Here is a 16,551-nt window from a genome sequence, read left to right as displayed (position 1 = left end):
CTCGTCGCTGACGCGGGGAGAGGTTCCACCCGATCGTCGCCCCGTGCGCAGCTCGAGGCAGACCTGAACACGGAGGTTGATCATGCCGTTTGTGACCACGGACGATGGCGCAGAGATCTATTACAAAGACTGGGGCGACGCCGACGCCCAACCCATCGTCTTCCATCACGGTTGGCCGCTGTCGTCGGATGACTGGGACGCCCAGATGCTCTTCTTCCTGGGCCACGGCTACCGGGTCGTCGCGAGCGACCGGCGCGGCCACGGGCGCTCGTCGCAGATCGGCACCGGCCACGACATGGACCACTACGCCAGCGACGTGAACGCGGTGGTCGAGCACCTCGACCTGCGGAACGCCGTGCACATCGGTCACTCCACCGGTGGTGGCCAGGTCGCGCGTTACGTCGCCCGGTACGGCGAGCCCCAGGGGCGCGTCGCGAAGGCCGTCCTCGTGTCGGCCGTCCCCCCGCTGATGGTGCAGACCGACGCGAACCCCGAGGGCACTCCCCTCTCCGTCTTCGACGGCTTCCGCAGCGCTCTGGCGGGCAACCGCGCCGAATTCTTCCAGGCCGTGGCATCCGGGCCCTTCTACGGGTTCAACCGCGAGGGCGTGACACCCTCCGAACCCGTGATCGCCAACTGGTGGCGCCAGGGCATGACGGGCAGCGCGCTGGCGCACTACGAGGGCATCAAGGCGTTCTCCGAGACCGACCAGACCGACGACCTCAAGGCGATCACCGTTCCGGTTCTGGTCACGCAGGGCGATGACGACCAGGTCGTTCCCTACAAGGATGCCGCGCTGAAGCAGCACGAGCTGCTGAGCAACTCCACCCTCAAGATCTACGAGGGCTACCCCCACGGGATGCTGACGACGCATGCCGACGTCATCAACCCCGACCTGCTGGCATTCATCCAGCAGTAGGCCTCACCGGCACGAATGAAGGCGCACCCGGGATCTCCTGGGTGCGCCTTCGTCGCTCCTTCGCCGCGTCAGCCCGCGATGGCGTCGAGCACGGCGACATCCTGCTCGGAGAGCGCGAGGCCGGCTCCGGCGATGTTCTCCCGCAGGTGGGCGACGGATGACGTGCCGGCGATGAGCAGGATGTTCGGCGAGCGCTGAAGCAACCAGGCCAGCGCGACCGACAGGGGTGTCGAGCCGAGCCGGGCCGCGACCGCGGAGAGCGCCTCCGACTGCAGCGGTGTGAAGCCCCCGAGCGGGAAGAACGGGATGTAGGCCACGCCGTCGGCGGCGAGCCGGTCGATCAGGGCGTCGTCGTGGCGCCGAGCGAGGTTGTAGCCGTTCTGCACCGACACGATCGGAGCGATCGACTGCGCCTCCTCCACCTGCTCCGCCGTGGCGTTGCTGACGCCGAGGTGCCGGATCCCACCCTGCCGCTGCAGGTCGACGAGGGTCTCGAAGGCCTCGGCGATGCGCTCGGGCACGGGCCCGCTCGCGTCGCCGAGGCGTAGGTGCACCAGATCGAGCGCGTCGACACCGAGCGTCTCGAGGTTGTCGTCGATCTGCCGACGGAGCTCGTCGGGCGTGCGGGCGCTCGGCCAGCCGCCCTCGGCGTCGCGACGGCCGCCGGCCTTGGTCGCGATGAAGAGGTTCTCGCCGTACGGGTGCAGTGCCTCGCGGATCAGCTCGTTCACCACCCGCGGACCGTACGTCTCGGCGGTGTCGATATGAGAGATGCCGCGCGAGACGGCCTCGCGCAGCACGGCGAGCGCGCCGTCGTGATCCTTCGGCGGGCCGAGCACCCACGGGCCGGCGAGTTGCATCGCGCCGTAGCCGAAGCGGGTGACGGTGGTGTCGCCGAGGGTCCAGGTGCCGCCGGGGAGATCGGATGCTGCGGTGGTCATGTGTGCCTTTCGGGGCGTTGTTCAGGTGGTCGCCTTCCACTCTCGACGACGTACTATCTGTTCGGTAGTAGTTACCCGCAAGTGCGTTGATACCGCGAGGAGAACCATGGCGACGATGACGGCGGCCGAGAAGAAGGCCGAGGCGAAGACGCAGTACAACGCATTCCTGGCCGCCTGCCCGAGCCAGCAGGTGCTGGCCCGCGTCTCGGGCAAGTGGGTGACCCTCGTGATGTCCGCGCTGGGCAGCGGCCCCGACTGCACCGGTGAGCCTCGGCCCATGCGCTACTCCGAGCTCGCGCGCGTGCTCGCCGGGGTGAGCCCCAAGATGCTGTCGCAGACCCTCAAGTCGCTCGAACGCGACGGCCTGGTCACCCGGACCGTCGTCGCCACGGTGCCCGTGACGGTCTCGTACGAGCTCACCGACCTCGGGCTCTCCCTGCACGGCACCGTGCGGCAGCTCAAGCTCTGGTCGGAGGCGCACCGCGACGACGTCGCCGCACATCAGGACCGGTTCGACGCGCGTACAATTCCGGCATGACGAAGCCAGACCCCATCGACGACGTCTCGATCGGCGGGGAGAGCATCCGCCTCGGTCAGTTCGTGAAGTTCGCCGGCCTCCTCGACAGCGGGGGCCTCGGCAAAGAGGCCATCATCGATGGCTACGTCACCGTGAACGGCGAGGTCGACCGCCGCCGCGGCCGCCAGCTGCAGCTCGGCGACGTCGTCGCCTTCGACGGCCGCACGGCCCGCGTCCGCCCCTGAGCGCCCGAGCTACTCGCAAGATAGGTGACCAGAAATCAAGATAGGTGACCAGAAATTATGAGTAACTGAGTTACTCATAATTTGGAGTCATCGACTTTATGAGTAACCGACGAGCCACTCGCGGCTCGATCGCAACTCACGCGCTGAACATCTGAACCCAGACCTCCAGGTCGCCGGCGTCGACGGCACCCAGGTTCTCGAACCCCGCCGCACCGAAGATGCGCTGACTGGGTCGATTCTCCCGGTGGATGCGAGCCCACACGGCGCAGTCCATTTCATATTCGGCCTTCGTCGCGGCGAGAACTGCCAACGACCTGCGGAGGGCTTCGCGCCCATACCCTCGATTGCGGCGATCGGCCTGCGTTGCGACCGCGAGTATGAGCAGTTGCTGGCCGTCAAGGTCGAACGACATCCGCGCGACCGCGGCGATCTCGCCGTCGACGTCCATCCCCAGCAGCAACCCCTCGCTCGGCGGGAGGGGCGGTTTCAGACTTCGGATGCCGGCCTGCACCTCGAGTTCCCAGGGACACGGGTGAAATCGTCCGCGTTACGTCGAGTAGGCAGCTCGCGCTGGCTCTGCACAAGTGAATCGCTGCAGCGCCGCAGCATGTTCGCGCGCGCCGACTATCCAGTCGAGACTCTCAGGATGCTGCACGCCGCGAAAGCCAGAGTGCGAAGGCGCTCTTCTCGCCTGCACTCAGTGTCTTACGACCGACCCCCACGTGATAGGCGGCCTCGAACTCGGCTCGCTCTTCATCAGTCAAACCGTCAGTGCCGATGACTTCCCGAACACGGTCGTCTGGACGGACGAGTGCTTGTGGTGTGGTCATACGGGGATGGTACTCCACTGGCCGGGCTTCATCACGTAGGCGCTCGACCGCTACTGCGCTCGCAGCCCGACGAGGGTCTCCGAGACCTCCCAGAGCCGCTTCGCGTCGTGCAGGTTCTGCAACGGCGGCCAGAACTCCAGCCGAGCGGGCGGGCCTCCGGCCGTGCGCTTGGGGCCGAAGAACTGGTCGCCGAGGGAATCGGTGCCCGTCGCGGCCAAGAGCGCGGGCAGCGCCGCGCTATGCACGGTCCCGGCGACGCCGACCCGAGACAGGAGACCGACCAGCCGTCGACCGGATGATGGCCGGTCGCGCCCCATCCCCGGCTGCGCGGCCAGCAGATTGGTGGGCGAGATCCCGGGATGTGCGAGGTTGCTGCTGATGCCCCAGCCCTCGGCGCGGCTACGCGCGTCCAGCTCCCGGGCGAAGAGGCCGACCGCGAGCTTCGACGCCGAGTACGCCTTCATGACGGCGTAACTGCGGTCGGAGTTCAGGTCGTCCCAGTTCAGAGCGCCGCTGCGGGCCGCGACGCTGGTCTGGTGGGTGACCCGGGCCCGGCCCGCCCGCAGGAGCGGAAGCAGTCCGAGCGTCAGTGCGAAGTGACCGAGGTGGTTGGTACCCCACTGCAGCTCGAAGCCGTCGGCGGTGACCTGACGCTGCGGCGGCTGCATGACACCCGCATTGGTGATCAGGATGTCGATCGGGCGCCCCTCCGCCGCCAACCCGGCGGTGAGGCCGGCCACCGAATCGAGCGATGACAGGTCGAGCACCCGAGTGCTGACCGTTGCCCCGGGGGCGGCGGCACGGATGCGCTGCGCTGCCGCCTCCCCCTTGGCCGGCGAGCGCACCGGCATGATCACCTCGGCCCCGGCCTGGGCGAGGCGGGTGGCGATGACGGCGCCGATGCCGTCGCTCGCGCCGGTGACGACGGCGAGCTTTCCGCTCTGGTCGGGGATGCTGAGGTCGTGGTCCCGGGGCATGGGGTTCCTTCGTCGAGATCGGTGGGAGCGGATGCGTCCATCCTCGAACGCGGTGGCGGCATCATCCAGGACCCGCCGATCCACGGATCCGCAGACCGCGACCGCTCAGGGCGCGATCGGCTGCACGCCGATGACGCCGAGAAGGCGCAGCTTCTCGGCGCTCTCGCTTCCGGGCGCGGCCGTGTACACCAGCAGCCGGTGCGACTGCTCGGGATCGAGCAGGGTCTGGCAGCTCAGCTCGAGCCGCCCGACCGACGGATGCGCGAACCGCTTGACCTCGGGCGGCCGGATGCCCACCTCCTGGGCCTCCCAGACGCTGCGGAAGTCGTCGTTGTCGCGGAGCAGCTCGACCAGCTGCGCGGCCCGCGAGGCCGGACCGCGCTGACCGACGAGTTCCCGCAGCCCCGAGGCGTAGACCCGGGAGAGCATCCGTTGTTCGTCGGCCGGGTACGCCTGCCGGGCCGCCGGATCGGTGAACCATCGGTAGCCGATGCTGCGGTCGGGGCCCGTGCGCAGGGAAGCGTCTCCGAGCAGGGCGACCCCGAGCGGACTCTGGCGCAGGGTCTCACCGAGCTCGGTGATGATCTCGGCGGGCGTGTCGTCGAGGCGATCCAGGATGCGGAGCAGTCCGGGGCCGACATGCTCGCTGGTCGCGCCCCGCAGCGGCGGCCGATGCCCGGCCAGGCGGAAGACGTGGTCGCGTTCGTCTAGCGTGAGATGCAGGCCCTGAGCGATGGAGGCGATCATCTGCTCGGAGGGGTGCGGCCCGGTGGCCCGCTCCAGGCGTGCGTAATAGTCGGTCGACATGTGGCACAGCGCGGCCACCTCTTCGCGGCGCAGCCCATCCGTTCGCCGGCGCCGACCCCGGTGCAACCCGACGTCCTCGGGCTGCAGCGTCTCACGCCGGTGCCGCAGGAATACGGCGAGGCCCTCACGATCGATCACGACGTCCTTCCCGACGGCTCAGGCTTCGTTTCTACCGCGTCCGGGCCGGGCCATCCACGACTTGCGAATCCACCCCTCGGCTCAGCGGCCGGGGCATCCTGCGGAGTCACTTGTCGTCGATGACGGACATGAAGCCGGCGAAGGCGAAGATCGCGGGGACGGCGTAGAGCAGGATCAGGGCGAGGATCCAGCCCGTGCGCGCGAGCACGGGCCAGGGGCCGCGGCTGCGGTAGGCGTTCAGGAGGCGGCGGCCGTCGGGGCCGATGAGGCGGGCCGGGCGGGCATACGGCGCCGAGCCGGAGCTGCCGCCGGCACCGGGACCGGCACCGGTGCGCGAGACAGGGACGCGCTCGTCGCGGTAAGCGGCGGCGCGTCTGGCGAGGCGGAGGGCGACACCGTCCAGGATGCCCTCGATGCGCTGCCAGGCGGCCGGGTCGGCGTAGTCGGCCGCGGTGGGTGTGGAGAAGATCACGCGGTCGTCGATGATCTCGACGTCGAAGGTGGAGGCGTCGTCGATGAGCGCAGCCATCACATCCGGGGTCAGGGCGTAGAGCGCATCGGCGCCGTACGTGGTCGGCGCGTAGGCTGCGAAATGCCGGTCGAAGTCCCCCTCGAGCGAGAGGCGCTGCTGCGCGTCGACGCTCGAGGGCAGGTCCCCGGGCGAGCGGCCGTTCGCGAGCGAGTCGAGGTAGAGGTGCGGCAGCGCGGCGGGAAGCGTGACGGCGAGGTAGCCGCGCGTCACCGGCTTGCCCTGCAGGCCCGTGCGGAAGACGAGGTTGCCGAACTCGATCCGGTCGTCACCGCGCGCGATGAAACGCGGGTACGCGGATGGCCGGCCCGCCGGCTGGGCGATCAGCGCGGGCAGGGTCGCGCTCGCAAGCGGCTGCGGCTCGAATCCGTTCGCCTGGGCGGTGAGGATCTCGCGCCATTCGGCGAGCCGCGCCCGGGGCGACGGCGGCCGCTTCGACCAGCGCTGCAGCAGCACTCCCCCGGCGATCCAGACCCCCAGAACGACCAGCGCGATCGCCAGGTCCCGGTAGTCGTCGGGGCCGGTGCGGTTGTCGCCGTAGCCGTCCACCCGGATGCCGATGACCATGAACACGATGAAGCAGTACCAGAGCATGAGGCTCCAGGTGACGTGCACCAGCACCTGCCGCCAGGTGGGCACCCACGCCGGCCGGGCGGTGCGCCGCTGGGTCGCCATCGCTTCGGCGACCCGGGCGCGAGGGGCGGTGAGCCATCGTGCATCCACCGTTCCACCGTACCGAGTCCGGCCCGGAACAGCCCGGACGGCCGGCCCGGCTTGCGGATGACGGCGCAACGGTCTTGGTTGGGAAGATGGCACGACCGAGCACGCCGGGGCGGCAGGCGGCCGGCCGGAAGCGGTCGACGCCTCCGCCGAAGGTGTGCGCCTCGTGCGGGAGGAGCATCGAGTGGCGCGCCAAGTGGGCCCGGTCGTGGGACGACGTGCGGTACTGCTCCGCGACGTGCCGGCGCCGGGGCGTCTCGGCCGGTGATCGAGACCTGGAGCAGCTGATCGTCGAAATGCTGCGCCGGCGTCCCCGCGGAGCGACTGCAGACCTCGACGACCTCGACGTGCCCTCGGGCGGGACCGACGCCGCCGCTCATCGCGAGCAGGTGCGCCGGGCCGCTCGACGGCTCGCCGACCGAGGGCTCGTCGAGTGGATGCAGGGCGGTGCGCCCGTCGATCCGTCCGCCGCGCGCGGGCGGGTCGGCATCCGCCTCCGCGCCGCTTCGACGTAGACGTCACGCACCGCCTCTCGGCATCCGCTCACGTCACCCCCGCACGACGACCTCGTCGACGACGGCGGCGGATGCGGCGGAGCGCACGCCGACCTTGCCGGCGGCGAGCTGGCCGGCGACCGGGTTCGTCCAGCTGATCACCGAGCGGCCGTCGACCCAGCCCTGCACCGTGCTGCCGCGCACGTCGGCCCGGAGCGAGACCAGACGCCCGGGCGCGACCGCGACGGGCTGCGAGGCGACGAGAGTGAGGGTTCCGGCGACCTTCGTGTAGAGCTCGACCGCACCCGTGCCGAGGTTCAGCCGCAGCATCACGAAGTTCGCGCTGTCGGTGTACCGCACGAGCAGCCCCGCGTTGCCGCCCGGCGTCGAGACGGCGAGGCGCGCGGTGGCGGAGTAGTCGGTCCACGCGGTCGAACCCGCCGAGGCGATGGCCTCGCCCGTGAGCCCGCTCTGGCGCAACGCACCCGGAACGCCGCCGGCCGCCCACGAGCCGCTCACTGCGGCCCAGCCGCCGAAGCCGCCCGACTCGAAGGTGTCGGCCGAGAGCACCGCCGCCGCACCGCCCTCGAGCGCCCCGCGGTCGGGCGCCGTGCCCTGGTAGAGCGCTCGCCCGGCGAAGTCGAGCCCGCCGTTCGACGCCACGACCGCGCCGGAGTCGCGTGACGGCGACGTGGAGGCGAGCGAGTAGGCGGCGGCCGCATCCGTGATCGAGGTCGCGCCGCCCGGCGACGCGAGCTGCGGATCGTTCGTGAGCTTGCCGGAGTGCGGTGCGGCCGAGGCGTTCGCCCCGAAGAACGTGTTGTTCGCGTAGACCGCGCCACCGCCGATCGCATAGGTGCCCGAGGCCGCATTGTGGAAGATGTTGTTCGTGTACGTGGCGACCCCGGCGGAGTTCGAGGTGGTGAGCAGCCCGGTCTGGCCCTGCGAGCGGTAGAACACGTTGTTGTAAACGGCCAGTGCTCCTCCGCCGAACGGGATGCTGAACGCTCCGCTGGAGCGGTCGAGGTCGTTCTGCGAGATGTTGTAGCGGAACACGTTGTTCGAGGTCTGGTCCATCATGAGCAGCGTGCCGCCCTCGTTGTCGTGGCTGTAGTTGTACTGGTACACGCTGTTCGTGACCTTCGTGTCGAAGTCCCACGGCTGCCCGTCGCCGTCGATGCGGCGCGTGCGCGACGCCTCGTTGTACTGGAACACGGCGCCCGAGGTGTAGTACGACCACTGGGCCGCGACCACACTGACCGCGGGCAGGTACGACACCACCGCGGTGTCGACATCGGTGTACTTCCCGATGCGGTCGGTGGTGTTGTACTCGACCAGCGGATCGACGCCCGCGCGCACGAGGATGCCGTCGCGGTGGATGCGGGTCACGGTGTTGCGGCGGATGACGAGGTGCGTGAAGGCATCCGTCGTGTGCGTCCAGCTCGACCCCGTCGTGTAGGCGTCCGTCATGGTCTGGATGCCCGTGTCGGCCACGTTGTCGACCGTGTTGCCCTGGATGAGCACGTCGTCCCAGGTGCTCTCGGGATCCGTGGCCGCGGCCTGCCGGGCGTGGATGTTGATGCCGCCCGTCCTCCGGTCGCGGCCGAACACGTCGTGCACGGAGTTGTTGAGGATGCGGATGCCCGTGAAGGCTCCGCCGCCGGCCCCCGCGCCCAGGATGAGGATGCCGTTGCGGCGCATCGAGGTGGCCTGCTGCCCGCTCGTGATCTCGAGGTCGGCGATGGTCCAGTACGAGCCGTTGGTGACCCGCACGCCGAAGCCTTCGCCGCCGACCGCCGTGTTGCCGAAGTCGATCTTCGGGCGGGCACCCGATCCGTAGCGGCCGATGCTGATCGGGTCGGCCGCCGTGCCCGACCCGGTCAGGTCGAGGTACTGGTTCGTGAAGACCGCCCCGGCCTTCAGCAGGATGCGCGTGCCGGGGCCCGGGGTGAGCGTGTTCACCTTGGCGAGCGTCTTCCAGGGTGCCGCCTCACTGGTGCCGCCGTTGGCATCGTTCCCGGCAGCGGAGTCGACGTAGTACGTGGTGCCGACCGCCTGGGCCGGTGCTGCGGGGGCGGCCACGAGCAGGCCTCCCAGAAGGGCCAGGGCTGCCACGGCAGCACCGGCGATGAACCTCTTCGATCTCACGAGTTCCTCCTTGAACGTCAGTGACGGGTCGAGAGCGTTCTTACCCGCTAATAGGTATAACCACAAGCGCGCGCCGAGATCGGCGGATTCGGATGCACGCTTGCGAGTTATACGTATCAGCGCTTATGCTCGCCTCAGTCAGTCGAAGGAGACACCGTGAACCGCCCCCGCATCCCCCGCCAGAGCGACATCGCCCGGCTCGCCGGTGTGTCGCAGGCGACGGTGTCGATGGTGCTCAACGACCGGGCGGGCGCGAACCGCATCCCCGAGACAACCCAGCTGCGCATCCGCGAAGCCATGGCCGAGCTCGGCTACGTGCCCAACATCGCCGCGCAGTCGCTGCGCGGCGGCCGCAGCGGGCTCATCGGCGTGCACACCTTCGAGCGCGTCTTCCCGACGGCGCCCGACGACTACTACCGCGAGTTCCTCAACGGCATCGAGGAGCGCGCCGTGGAGAGCGGCCTCGACCTCGTGCTCTTCGCCTCCACCAGGAAGCCCGACGGCACCCGCAGCATCTACGGCTCGGGCAGCAACCGAATGCGCCTCGCCGACGGCGCCATTATCCTCGGCTTCGAGAAGAACGACGACGAGATCGCCCGGCTCGCCGACGAGGGCTTCCCGTTCGTGTTCATCGGCCACCGCGAGGTCGCCGGCGTCGCCATCCCGTTCGTCACCGCCGACTACGCCGCAGCCATGACGCCGGTGGTACGGATGCTGGCCTCGGCCGGCCATCGACGGGTCACCTATCTCGCGGCCCCGCTCCGCGGCTTCGCCCAGCGCGAGCGCCTCGAGGGGTTCGAGACCGCGGCCACCGGGGCGTTCGAGGTGCTCTCGGTCGACGTGCGCGACACAGCGGACGTGACCGCCGACTGGGTCACCGCCCAGCTCGCGGCCGGAGCGACCGCCATCGTCGCCGAGACCTTCGACCTCGCCCGCGCCCTTCGCCTGGCGCTGGATTCGGCGGGATTCACCGCCCCCGCCGATGTCTCGGTCATCAGCCTCGACTCGGATCCGCGCGGCGAGGGGCCGTTCAGCCACGTGCGGGTTCCGCGCCGGGCGATGGGCCGTCGCGCCGTGGAGCTGCTGCTCGCGGTCATCGACGGGGAAGGCGATCCCTCCGCCTCCGGCAGCGGATCCGTGCGGGCGCTCGCCGAGCCGGTGCACTGCGATCCGCCGACCTCCGAGACCGTCGGCGCTCCGGCGCGACAGGCCGCATCCGCCGCCTCCCCCCTGACCATCGCGCTTTGATGACCCGCACGCGCTGAGCCCCACCCACCGAAACCCCGCCCCGACCATCCGACCACCGCACACCATCACCCTGCTAATACGAATAAGGAGACAACATGGACGTTCACTCCCTTCCCCCTCGCGGCCGCAGGCCGTTCACCCGCCGCGCCGGCTCACTGCTCGCCCTGAGCGCTGCGGCCGCCCTCGCCCTCACCGGATGCGCCTCCGGTGGCGGTGCCGCCGACGACGGAGGCGACAAGACCCTCAGCGTCTGGCTCCCCGGCACCAACCAGGCGGAGATCGACCTGGTCACCGACACCATCGTGCCCGCCTTCGAGAAGGAGACCGGCGCCACCGTCGAGGTGACCTACGTCGACTGGGGAGACATCTCCACCAAGCTCAACTCGGCCTTCGCCGCCGGCACCGCCCCTGACATCTTCGGGCACGGGCCGGCCGCCACCGCCGACTTCGTGGTGAACGACCGCATCCTCGACCTCGACGACCGCGTGGCCGCGATGAGCGCCGAAGACCGCGACGACCTCGCGGCCGCGCTGCCCGGCGGGCAGGTCGACGGCGTGCAGTACCTCATGCCGCTCTCGCTGCAGGGCTACCTCGTGATGTACGACGCGGATGCGTTCACCGCGGCCGGCCTCGACCCCGACTCGCCGCCCACCACCTGGGGCGAGCTGAAGACCGACGCCGACGCTCTCACCGAACGGGACGGCTCGGGCACCATCACCCGCTCGGGCTTCCTCGCCCCGAGCCAGGCCATCGCCCGGCAGCAGTCGTTCGCCACCTTCCTGTTCGGCGCCGGCGGCTCGCTGGTGAACGACGAGGGCACGAAGGCCACCTTCGCCTCGAGCGAGGGCGTCGAGGCGCTCGACTTCTTCACGAGCCTCTACACCGGCGACGACGCCGTCTCGGCCAACCTCGGCGAGGACTACCTCAACGCCCCGGCCGCCCAGCAGCCGCTCGTGCAGGGCACCGCGGCGATGACCATCCAGGCCCCGTCGATGATGCAGCAGATCGTCGACGCCGCGCCCGATCGCGACCTGCGCGTGATGCCGGCGCTCTCGCTCGAGGGCGGCGATCCGGCGGCCTTCGGCGGTGCCGGCCCCGGCCTCATGATCAACGCCGACTCCGAGGCCCCCGATCTGGCGTGGAGCTTCATCGAGTACATGCTCTCGCCCGAGGTCAGCACCGAGTACACGCAGGGCACCGGCACCATCCCGGTGCGCGCCTCGGCCGCCGACAGCGACTACGCGAAGAACAGCCCCATCATCAGCACGTTCCTCGAGCAGTCGGGGAACCTGCAGACCAATCCCAACGTCGTGGGCTGGGTGCAGGTGCGGGATGCGCTCGACAAGCAGCTCGAACGCGCGCTGAACGGCGTGGCGGGCTCGCAGGAAGCCCTCGATGCGGCCGCCGCCGAGGCCGACAAGATCCTCGCGGCGAACGGCTGAGGACGGCACCCCGGATGACGTCCGCCACCATCGCTCCGCCCGGCGCCACCAGCGCGCCGGGCGGGGCGACCCCTCCCCCACCGCCTCGCCGCCGCCGGCGCTGGAGCCGCAGCGCCATCTTCGGGCTCGTGTTCGTGCTCCCCGCAGCGCTCTACGTGCTCATCTTCCAGCTCGTGCCCGTGGTGTACGGCCTCATCCTGTCGTTCACCACCTACAGTCCGCTCAGCCGCTCCGGCCCCGAGTTCACGGGCGTCGACAACTACACCGACCTCCTCGGCGACGCCGACTTCGGCAACGCCCTGCTCGTCACCGGGCGCTATGTGCTGCAGGTGCTGCCGATCACCGTCGTGCTCGCCCTGGGCCTGGCCCTGCTGGTCAACCGCCCGTTCAAGGGCGTCGGCCTCTTCCGCTCCGCCCTCTACGTGCCGCACATCGTCTCGCTCACCGCGGTGAGCATGGTGTGGCTCTGGATGTACTCGCAGACCGGCCTGTTCAACGAGATCCTCGGCTTCTTCGGCGCCCCCGCGCAGAGCTGGCTGCTCGACTCCGACTCGGCGCTGAACGCGGTCTCGGCGATGCGCATCTGGAAGGCGCTCGGCAGCAACATGGTGCTGCTGCTGGCCGGCCTGCAGTCCATCCCGAAGGATCTCTACGAGGCGGCCCGGGTCGACGGCGCCGGGCGCTGGGCGACCTTCCGTTACGTGACCCTGCCCGGTCTTCGCCCGATGCTCGTCTACGTCGTGGCGATGGACATCATCTACCTCGCCCAGGGCTTCGCCGAGATCTACGTGCTCACCCAGGGCGGTCCGCTCGGCAGCACCACCACCGTGAACTACCAGATCTACACCGAGGCGTTCCAGTACAACCAGATGGGCTCCGCATCCGCCATGGCGTTCGTGCTGTTCGCTCTCATCATCGGCTTCTCCGTGCTCGCGGTGCGGGGCGTCATGGGGAGGCAGAAATGACCGCGTCGACCGCATCGACCGACACCCGCCGCGCGAGCGCCCTGCGGCGGATGCGCCGCGGCCACGCCCCCGGCGAGCGGCGGGTGGGATCCGTCATCCTGCTCGTGCTCGTCACCGTGATCGTGCTGGTGCCGTTCGCCTGGGTGGTGTCGCTGTCGTTCACCCCGCAGGCGGAGGCGTTCGGATCGGTCTCGCTCTTCCCCGCCAACCCCACCCTCGACAACTACACGACGGCGATCTTCGACGCCGACCTGGGCCGGGCGCTGCTGAACTCCGCCGTGGTGGGTCTGGTCACCGTCGCGACCAACTGCATCCTCGCCGTGCTCGCGGGCTACGCCTTCGCGATGCTGCCGTTCCCCGGCAACAAGGCGCTGTTCTACACCCTCATCTCCACGGCCGCGATTCCCATCTCGGTCACCCTGATCCCGCTCTTCCTGATGGCGCGGGGCATCCCGCTGGTGGGCGGAAACGACATCCTCGGGCAGGGCGGCAGTGGGCTGCTCGACACGCTCGGCGGCGTCATCCTGCCCTACATCGTGATGCCGATGAACATCTTCCTCGCCCGCCAGTTCTTCACCTCGGCGCCGCTCGAGCTGGGCGAGGCGGCCCGGATGGACGGGGCCGGCGAGCTGCGCATCTTCTTCAGCGTCTATCTGCCGCTGGCCAAGCCGCTCATCGCCGTGGTCGCCATCTTCTCCTTCACCGGGGTGTGGGACGACTTCCTGTGGCCGCTGGTCGTCACGAGTTCGCAGGAGGTCCAGACGGTGCAGCTCGCGCTCGCCCGCTTCCTCGGCAGCGGCAACGTGCAGTACGGGCCGCTGATGGCCGGAACCGTCATCGCGACGGTGCCGGTGCTCATCGTGTTCCTCTTCAATCAGCGCAGCTTCATCTCCGGGCTCTCCGACGGCGGGGTGAAGGGCTGACCCGGCCCCACCCGTCCTCCGCCCCCCTCCACGAAAGGCCGATGCCTCCATGCCCACCCGTCACCTCCACGCCCCCTTCGTCGTCATCGGCGGAGGGCTGGGCGGCACCGCCGCCGCCGTCACCGCCGCACGACTCGGCGTGAAAGCCGTGCTCACCGAATCCAGCGACTGGCTCGGCGGCCAGCTCACCAGCCAGGGCGTGCCACCCGACGAGCACGAGTGGATCGACAGCCAGCCGATCTCGCCGAGCTACACCGAGCTACGGGAGCGCATCCGCGACCACTATCGCCGCAACTACCCCCTGTCGTCGGCCGCGCAGGCGACCGTGGCACTCAACCCCGGAGCCGGCTTCGTGTCGCGCCTGTGCCACGAACCGCGCGTGGCGCACTTGGCCGTGCGCGAGATGACCTCGCCGCTGGAGGCCTCCGGGATGCTCACCGTGCTCACCGAGCACGACCCGGTGGCCGTGCGCCGCCATGGCGACGGGCGCATCGCCGAGGTGGTGCTCGTCGACCGGCGCACGGGCGACGAGGTGGTGCTGCACGGCGGGATCGTGGCCGATGCCACCGAACTCGGCGACCTGCTCGAGCTCGGCGGCATCGCTCACGTCGTCGGCAGCGAGTCGGCGGCCGAGACCGGGGAGCTGCACGCGCCGGAGGTCGCCGACCCGCTCGATCAGCAGGCCGTCACCTGGTGCGCTGCGCTCGAGCTGCGGCCCGGCGAGCACCACGTCGTCGACCGGCCCGCCGGCTACGAGCGGTTCCGGCACACCGTGCCCTCCTTCTGGCCGGGGCCGCAGCTCTCCTGGACCGACATCGAGCCGATCACGCTCGAGCAGCGCGAACGGCCGATGTTCGCCGGCCGGCCCGAGGATGCGGTCGAGAACGACGACCTCGATCTCTGGCACTACCGGCGCATCCTGTCGCGGCGCATGATGGCCGCCGACTGGGCGGGCCACGACGTCACTCTCGTGAACTGGCCGCAGGTCGACTACTGGGATTCGCCGCTCGTCGGGCCCGGCATCTCGCCCCTCGCCCGGCGGCAGGCGCTCGACGAGGCCCGGGCCCTGACCCTGTCGTTCGTGCACTGGATCCAGACGGAGGCGCCCCGCAGCGACGGCGGCACCGGCTACCCCGAGCTGATGCTGCGGGGTGACGTGCTCGGCACCGCCGACGGCCTCGCGAAGGCCGTCTACGTTCGGGAGTCGCGTCGCATCCGTGCCCTCTTCACCGTGACCGAGGAGCACATCGGCCGCGAGATGCGGGGCGAGGGAGCAGGCTCCGAGCTGTTCGACGACAGCGTGGGCATCGGCTTCTACCGCATCGACCTGCACCCGTCGACCTCCGGGCGCTCGTACGTCGACATCGACTGCTACCCGTTCCAGATCCCGCTCGGGGCGCTGATCCCGCGCGATGTGCCCAATCTGATCGCCGCGAACAAGAACATCGGCAGCACGCACATCACGAACGGCGCCTACCGGCTACACCCGGTGGAGTGGTCGATCGGGGAGGCGGCCGGCGCCCTGGCCGCGTTCTGCACCAGCGGCTCGCTCGAACCGGCGACGGTGCACGCGGATGCGGCGCTTCTGGCCGACTTCCAGCGCCTGCTGAGCGGCCGCCTCGGCATCGCGCTCGCCTGGAGCGACGAGATCCGCACCCGCGGCTCCCGCAGCGAGGCCGTCACGACGGCCCGCTGAGCCCGGGGGCCGGGTGGGGCGGAAGAGATCCGCGTGTACGGTGAGGCTCATCGAGCACGGAGGAGTTGTCATGGGGGCACACAAGCGGGTCGCCGCGATCGTGATGGCGGCGGCGATCGCCCTGACGGCATCCGGATGCGTCGGGGAGACGCCCGCGCCGAGCCCCAGCCCCACCGTCACGCCGACACGCACCTCCACGCCGACGACCCCGGCCACCGCGACGGCCACGCCGACACCGACACCGACGCCTGAGGCCGACGACGCCTACGACCCGGCCGACATGTCGACCTGGGACATCACCTATTCGGGCATCGGGCCGGTTCTGCTCGACCGCCCCGTCGCCGAGGTTCTCGACGAGGTCGCCTCGGGCGAAGAGCCCTGCCGGCCGGGGATCGCCTCGTTCTTCGACGGCGGGGTGGTGGCGGTCGGCGGCGGCTCCGACCCGGCGCTCGTCGTGGTCGCGACCACGGGCCCGAGCAAGAACCTCGACCTGTCCGAGAAGCCCAGCACCGACGCCGGCATCGCGGCGGGCTCGACCTTCGACGAGCTCCTCGCCGCCTACCCGGACGCGGAGGCGTTCGACGATGCCACCGGCCGGCCCGGGTACCGCCTCACCGACGGCACGAGCTGGATCCACTTCACCAGCGTCGACGGCCAGACCATCAACACCATCGACGTCAGCCGCATGGAGCTCAACCTCAAGGAGTACTGCGGCTGATCACAGGGCGGCCTGGATCGCGCGGATGTTCGCACCGAGCGCTCCGGATGCGAGCAGCCCCGCACCGAGAGGGCCCGACGGATCGGTGCCGAGCAGCGGCAACGACTTCAGGGCCGCTCGCACCGGATCGCTCACGCGCTCGAGCTGCCAGGCGATCTCCGCCGCACCGCCCTCCTCCGGCGCGGCGAGCGCCGCAGCCTTCGCCGCGTAGGCCGCCGCACCGAGGGCGTGCGCGCCCATGTGCGCCACACCCGCCGCCTGCCCCGCAGCCCACGCCGCCGCCTTGGCCGCGGG

The 16,551-nt window shown here is 70.3% G+C and carries 18 protein-coding genes; 10 read left to right on the top strand and 8 right to left on the bottom strand.

Going from position 1 to position 16,551, the window contains the following annotated elements; genetic code table 11:
* Nucleotides 1–82: 82 nt before the first annotated feature.
* Nucleotides 83–919, top strand: a complete 837-nt coding sequence (locus Q0D75_RS10285) for an alpha/beta hydrolase (RefSeq protein ID WP_291052777.1) — start codon at nt 83–85, stop codon at nt 917–919.
* 68 nt (nt 920–987) lie between these two features.
* Here Q0D75_RS10285 and Q0D75_RS10280 read toward each other — a convergent pair whose 3' ends face one another.
* A complete protein-coding gene (locus Q0D75_RS10280; RefSeq protein ID WP_291052775.1) occupies nt 988–1,860 on the bottom strand; it encodes an oxidoreductase in 873 nt (290 codons plus the stop codon).
* Between the two features lie 106 nt (nt 1,861–1,966).
* Between Q0D75_RS10280 and Q0D75_RS10275 the strand changes: the two genes are divergently transcribed.
* Both Q0D75_RS10275 and Q0D75_RS10270 read left to right on the top strand, forming a co-directional pair.
* A complete protein-coding gene (locus Q0D75_RS10275) occupies nt 1,967–2,398 on the top strand; it encodes a helix-turn-helix domain-containing protein (RefSeq protein WP_291052772.1) in 432 nt (143 codons plus the stop codon).
* The gene (locus tag Q0D75_RS10270) at nt 2,395–2,622 is read left to right on the top strand and encodes an RNA-binding S4 domain-containing protein (protein WP_291052769.1); all 228 of its coding nucleotides are present in this window, start codon (nt 2,395–2,397) and stop codon (nt 2,620–2,622) included. Before Q0D75_RS10275 ends, Q0D75_RS10270 begins: the two co-directional genes overlap by 4 nt.
* 136 nt (nt 2,623–2,758) lie before the next feature.
* On the opposite strand, the gene Q0D75_RS10265 is transcribed toward Q0D75_RS10270, so the two are convergent.
* From Q0D75_RS10265 to Q0D75_RS10245, 5 genes are all read right to left on the bottom strand, one after another.
* A complete protein-coding gene (locus tag Q0D75_RS10265) occupies nt 2,759–3,133 on the bottom strand; it encodes a GNAT family N-acetyltransferase (protein WP_291052767.1) in 375 nt (124 codons plus the stop codon).
* Between the two features lie 130 nt (nt 3,134–3,263).
* A complete protein-coding gene (locus tag Q0D75_RS10260; protein WP_291052764.1) occupies nt 3,264–3,452 on the bottom strand; it encodes a hypothetical protein in 189 nt (62 codons plus the stop codon).
* Between the two features lie 50 nt (nt 3,453–3,502).
* The gene (locus Q0D75_RS10255) at nt 3,503–4,429 is read right to left on the bottom strand and encodes an SDR family oxidoreductase (protein ID WP_291052761.1); all 927 of its coding nucleotides are present in this window, start codon (nt 4,427–4,429) and stop codon (nt 3,503–3,505) included.
* A 105-nt stretch (nt 4,430–4,534) separates the two neighbouring features.
* Nucleotides 4,535–5,374 (bottom strand): helix-turn-helix transcriptional regulator, encoded by an 840-nt coding sequence (locus Q0D75_RS10250; RefSeq protein ID WP_291052759.1) that lies wholly within the window; start codon nt 5,372–5,374, stop codon nt 4,535–4,537.
* A gap of 106 nt (nt 5,375–5,480) precedes the next feature.
* The gene (locus Q0D75_RS10245; protein ID WP_291052756.1) at nt 5,481–6,626 is read right to left on the bottom strand and encodes a hypothetical protein; all 1,146 of its coding nucleotides are present in this window, start codon (nt 6,624–6,626) and stop codon (nt 5,481–5,483) included.
* 86 nt (nt 6,627–6,712) lie between these two features.
* Here Q0D75_RS10245 and Q0D75_RS10240 point away from each other — a divergent pair, with 86 nt between their 5' ends.
* Complete coding sequence (locus Q0D75_RS10240; RefSeq protein ID WP_291052754.1) at nt 6,713–7,138, top strand: DUF2256 domain-containing protein; 426 nt, start codon at nt 6,713–6,715, stop codon at nt 7,136–7,138.
* Between the two features lie 33 nt (nt 7,139–7,171).
* Here Q0D75_RS10240 and Q0D75_RS10235 read toward each other — a convergent pair whose 3' ends face one another.
* Entirely contained in the window at nt 7,172–9,265 is a 2,094-nt protein-coding gene (locus Q0D75_RS10235; RefSeq protein WP_291052751.1) for a hypothetical protein, read from the bottom strand.
* A 156-nt stretch (nt 9,266–9,421) separates the two neighbouring features.
* Here Q0D75_RS10235 and Q0D75_RS10230 point away from each other — a divergent pair, with 156 nt between their 5' ends.
* The 6 genes from Q0D75_RS10230 to Q0D75_RS10205 all read left to right on the top strand — a co-directional run bounded on the left by Q0D75_RS10230 (nt 9,422) and on the right by Q0D75_RS10205 (nt 16,257).
* Nucleotides 9,422–10,513, top strand: coding sequence for a LacI family DNA-binding transcriptional regulator (locus tag Q0D75_RS10230; RefSeq protein WP_291052748.1), 1,092 nt, complete (start codon nt 9,422–9,424; stop codon nt 10,511–10,513).
* 95 nt (nt 10,514–10,608) lie between these two features.
* The gene (locus Q0D75_RS10225) at nt 10,609–11,955 is read left to right on the top strand and encodes an ABC transporter substrate-binding protein (protein WP_291052745.1); all 1,347 of its coding nucleotides are present in this window, start codon (nt 10,609–10,611) and stop codon (nt 11,953–11,955) included.
* Between the two features lie 14 nt (nt 11,956–11,969).
* Nucleotides 11,970–12,920: a sugar ABC transporter permease gene (locus Q0D75_RS10220; RefSeq protein WP_291052743.1), complete on the top strand. Its 951-nt coding sequence runs from the start codon at nt 11,970–11,972 to the stop codon at nt 12,918–12,920.
* On the top strand, nt 12,917–13,843 hold the full coding sequence (locus Q0D75_RS10215; RefSeq protein ID WP_291052741.1) for a carbohydrate ABC transporter permease: 927 nt from the start codon (nt 12,917–12,919) through the stop codon (nt 13,841–13,843). Before Q0D75_RS10220 ends, Q0D75_RS10215 begins: the two co-directional genes overlap by 4 nt.
* Nucleotides 13,844–13,892: 49 nt before the next feature.
* Complete coding sequence (locus tag Q0D75_RS10210; protein ID WP_291052739.1) at nt 13,893–15,539, top strand: FAD-dependent oxidoreductase; 1,647 nt, start codon at nt 13,893–13,895, stop codon at nt 15,537–15,539.
* Between the two features lie 70 nt (nt 15,540–15,609).
* On the top strand, nt 15,610–16,257 hold the full coding sequence (locus Q0D75_RS10205) for a hypothetical protein (RefSeq protein WP_291052736.1): 648 nt from the start codon (nt 15,610–15,612) through the stop codon (nt 16,255–16,257).
* Here the strand turns inward: Q0D75_RS10205 and Q0D75_RS10200 are convergent.
* Nucleotides 16,258–16,551, bottom strand: a 294-nt coding sequence (locus Q0D75_RS10200) for a putative immunity protein (RefSeq protein WP_366513437.1), incomplete at its 5' end; no start/stop codon positions are given. It abuts the gene before it with no gap.

It is taken from the genome of Herbiconiux sp. (genome assembly GCF_023264855.1).
Classification (GTDB): Bacteria; Actinomycetota; Actinomycetes; order Actinomycetales; family Microbacteriaceae; genus Herbiconiux.
This window is presented reverse-complemented; position numbering and strand designations above follow the sequence as displayed.

What these genes read in the sequence shown, in the direction of transcription:
- Q0D75_RS10270 (WP_291052769.1), top strand. Translation starts at nt 2,395, where the DNA reads ATGACGAAGCCAGACCCCATCGACGACGTCTCGATCGGCGGGGAGAGC.
- Q0D75_RS10215 (WP_291052741.1), top strand. Translation starts at nt 12,917, where the DNA reads ATGACCGCGTCGACCGCATCGACCGACACCCGCCGCGCGAGCGCCCTG.
- Q0D75_RS10285 (WP_291052777.1), top strand. Translation starts at nt 83, where the DNA reads ATGCCGTTTGTGACCACGGACGATGGCGCAGAGATCTATTACAAAGAC.
- Q0D75_RS10240 (WP_291052754.1), top strand. Translation starts at nt 6,713, where the DNA reads ATGGCACGACCGAGCACGCCGGGGCGGCAGGCGGCCGGCCGGAAGCGG.
- Q0D75_RS10225 (WP_291052745.1), top strand. Translation starts at nt 10,609, where the DNA reads ATGGACGTTCACTCCCTTCCCCCTCGCGGCCGCAGGCCGTTCACCCGC.
- Q0D75_RS10275 (WP_291052772.1), top strand. Translation starts at nt 1,967, where the DNA reads ATGGCGACGATGACGGCGGCCGAGAAGAAGGCCGAGGCGAAGACGCAG.
- Q0D75_RS10210 (WP_291052739.1), top strand. Translation starts at nt 13,893, where the DNA reads ATGCCCACCCGTCACCTCCACGCCCCCTTCGTCGTCATCGGCGGAGGG.
- Q0D75_RS10255 (WP_291052761.1), bottom strand. Translation starts at nt 4,429, where the DNA reads ATGCCCCGGGACCACGACCTCAGCATCCCCGACCAGAGCGGAAAGCTC.
- Q0D75_RS10260 (WP_291052764.1), bottom strand. Translation starts at nt 3,452, where the DNA reads ATGACCACACCACAAGCACTCGTCCGTCCAGACGACCGTGTTCGGGAA.
- Q0D75_RS10220 (WP_291052743.1), top strand. Translation starts at nt 11,970, where the DNA reads ATGACGTCCGCCACCATCGCTCCGCCCGGCGCCACCAGCGCGCCGGGC.
- Q0D75_RS10205 (WP_291052736.1), top strand. Translation starts at nt 15,610, where the DNA reads ATGGGGGCACACAAGCGGGTCGCCGCGATCGTGATGGCGGCGGCGATC.
- Q0D75_RS10280 (WP_291052775.1), bottom strand. Translation starts at nt 1,860, where the DNA reads ATGACCACCGCAGCATCCGATCTCCCCGGCGGCACCTGGACCCTCGGC.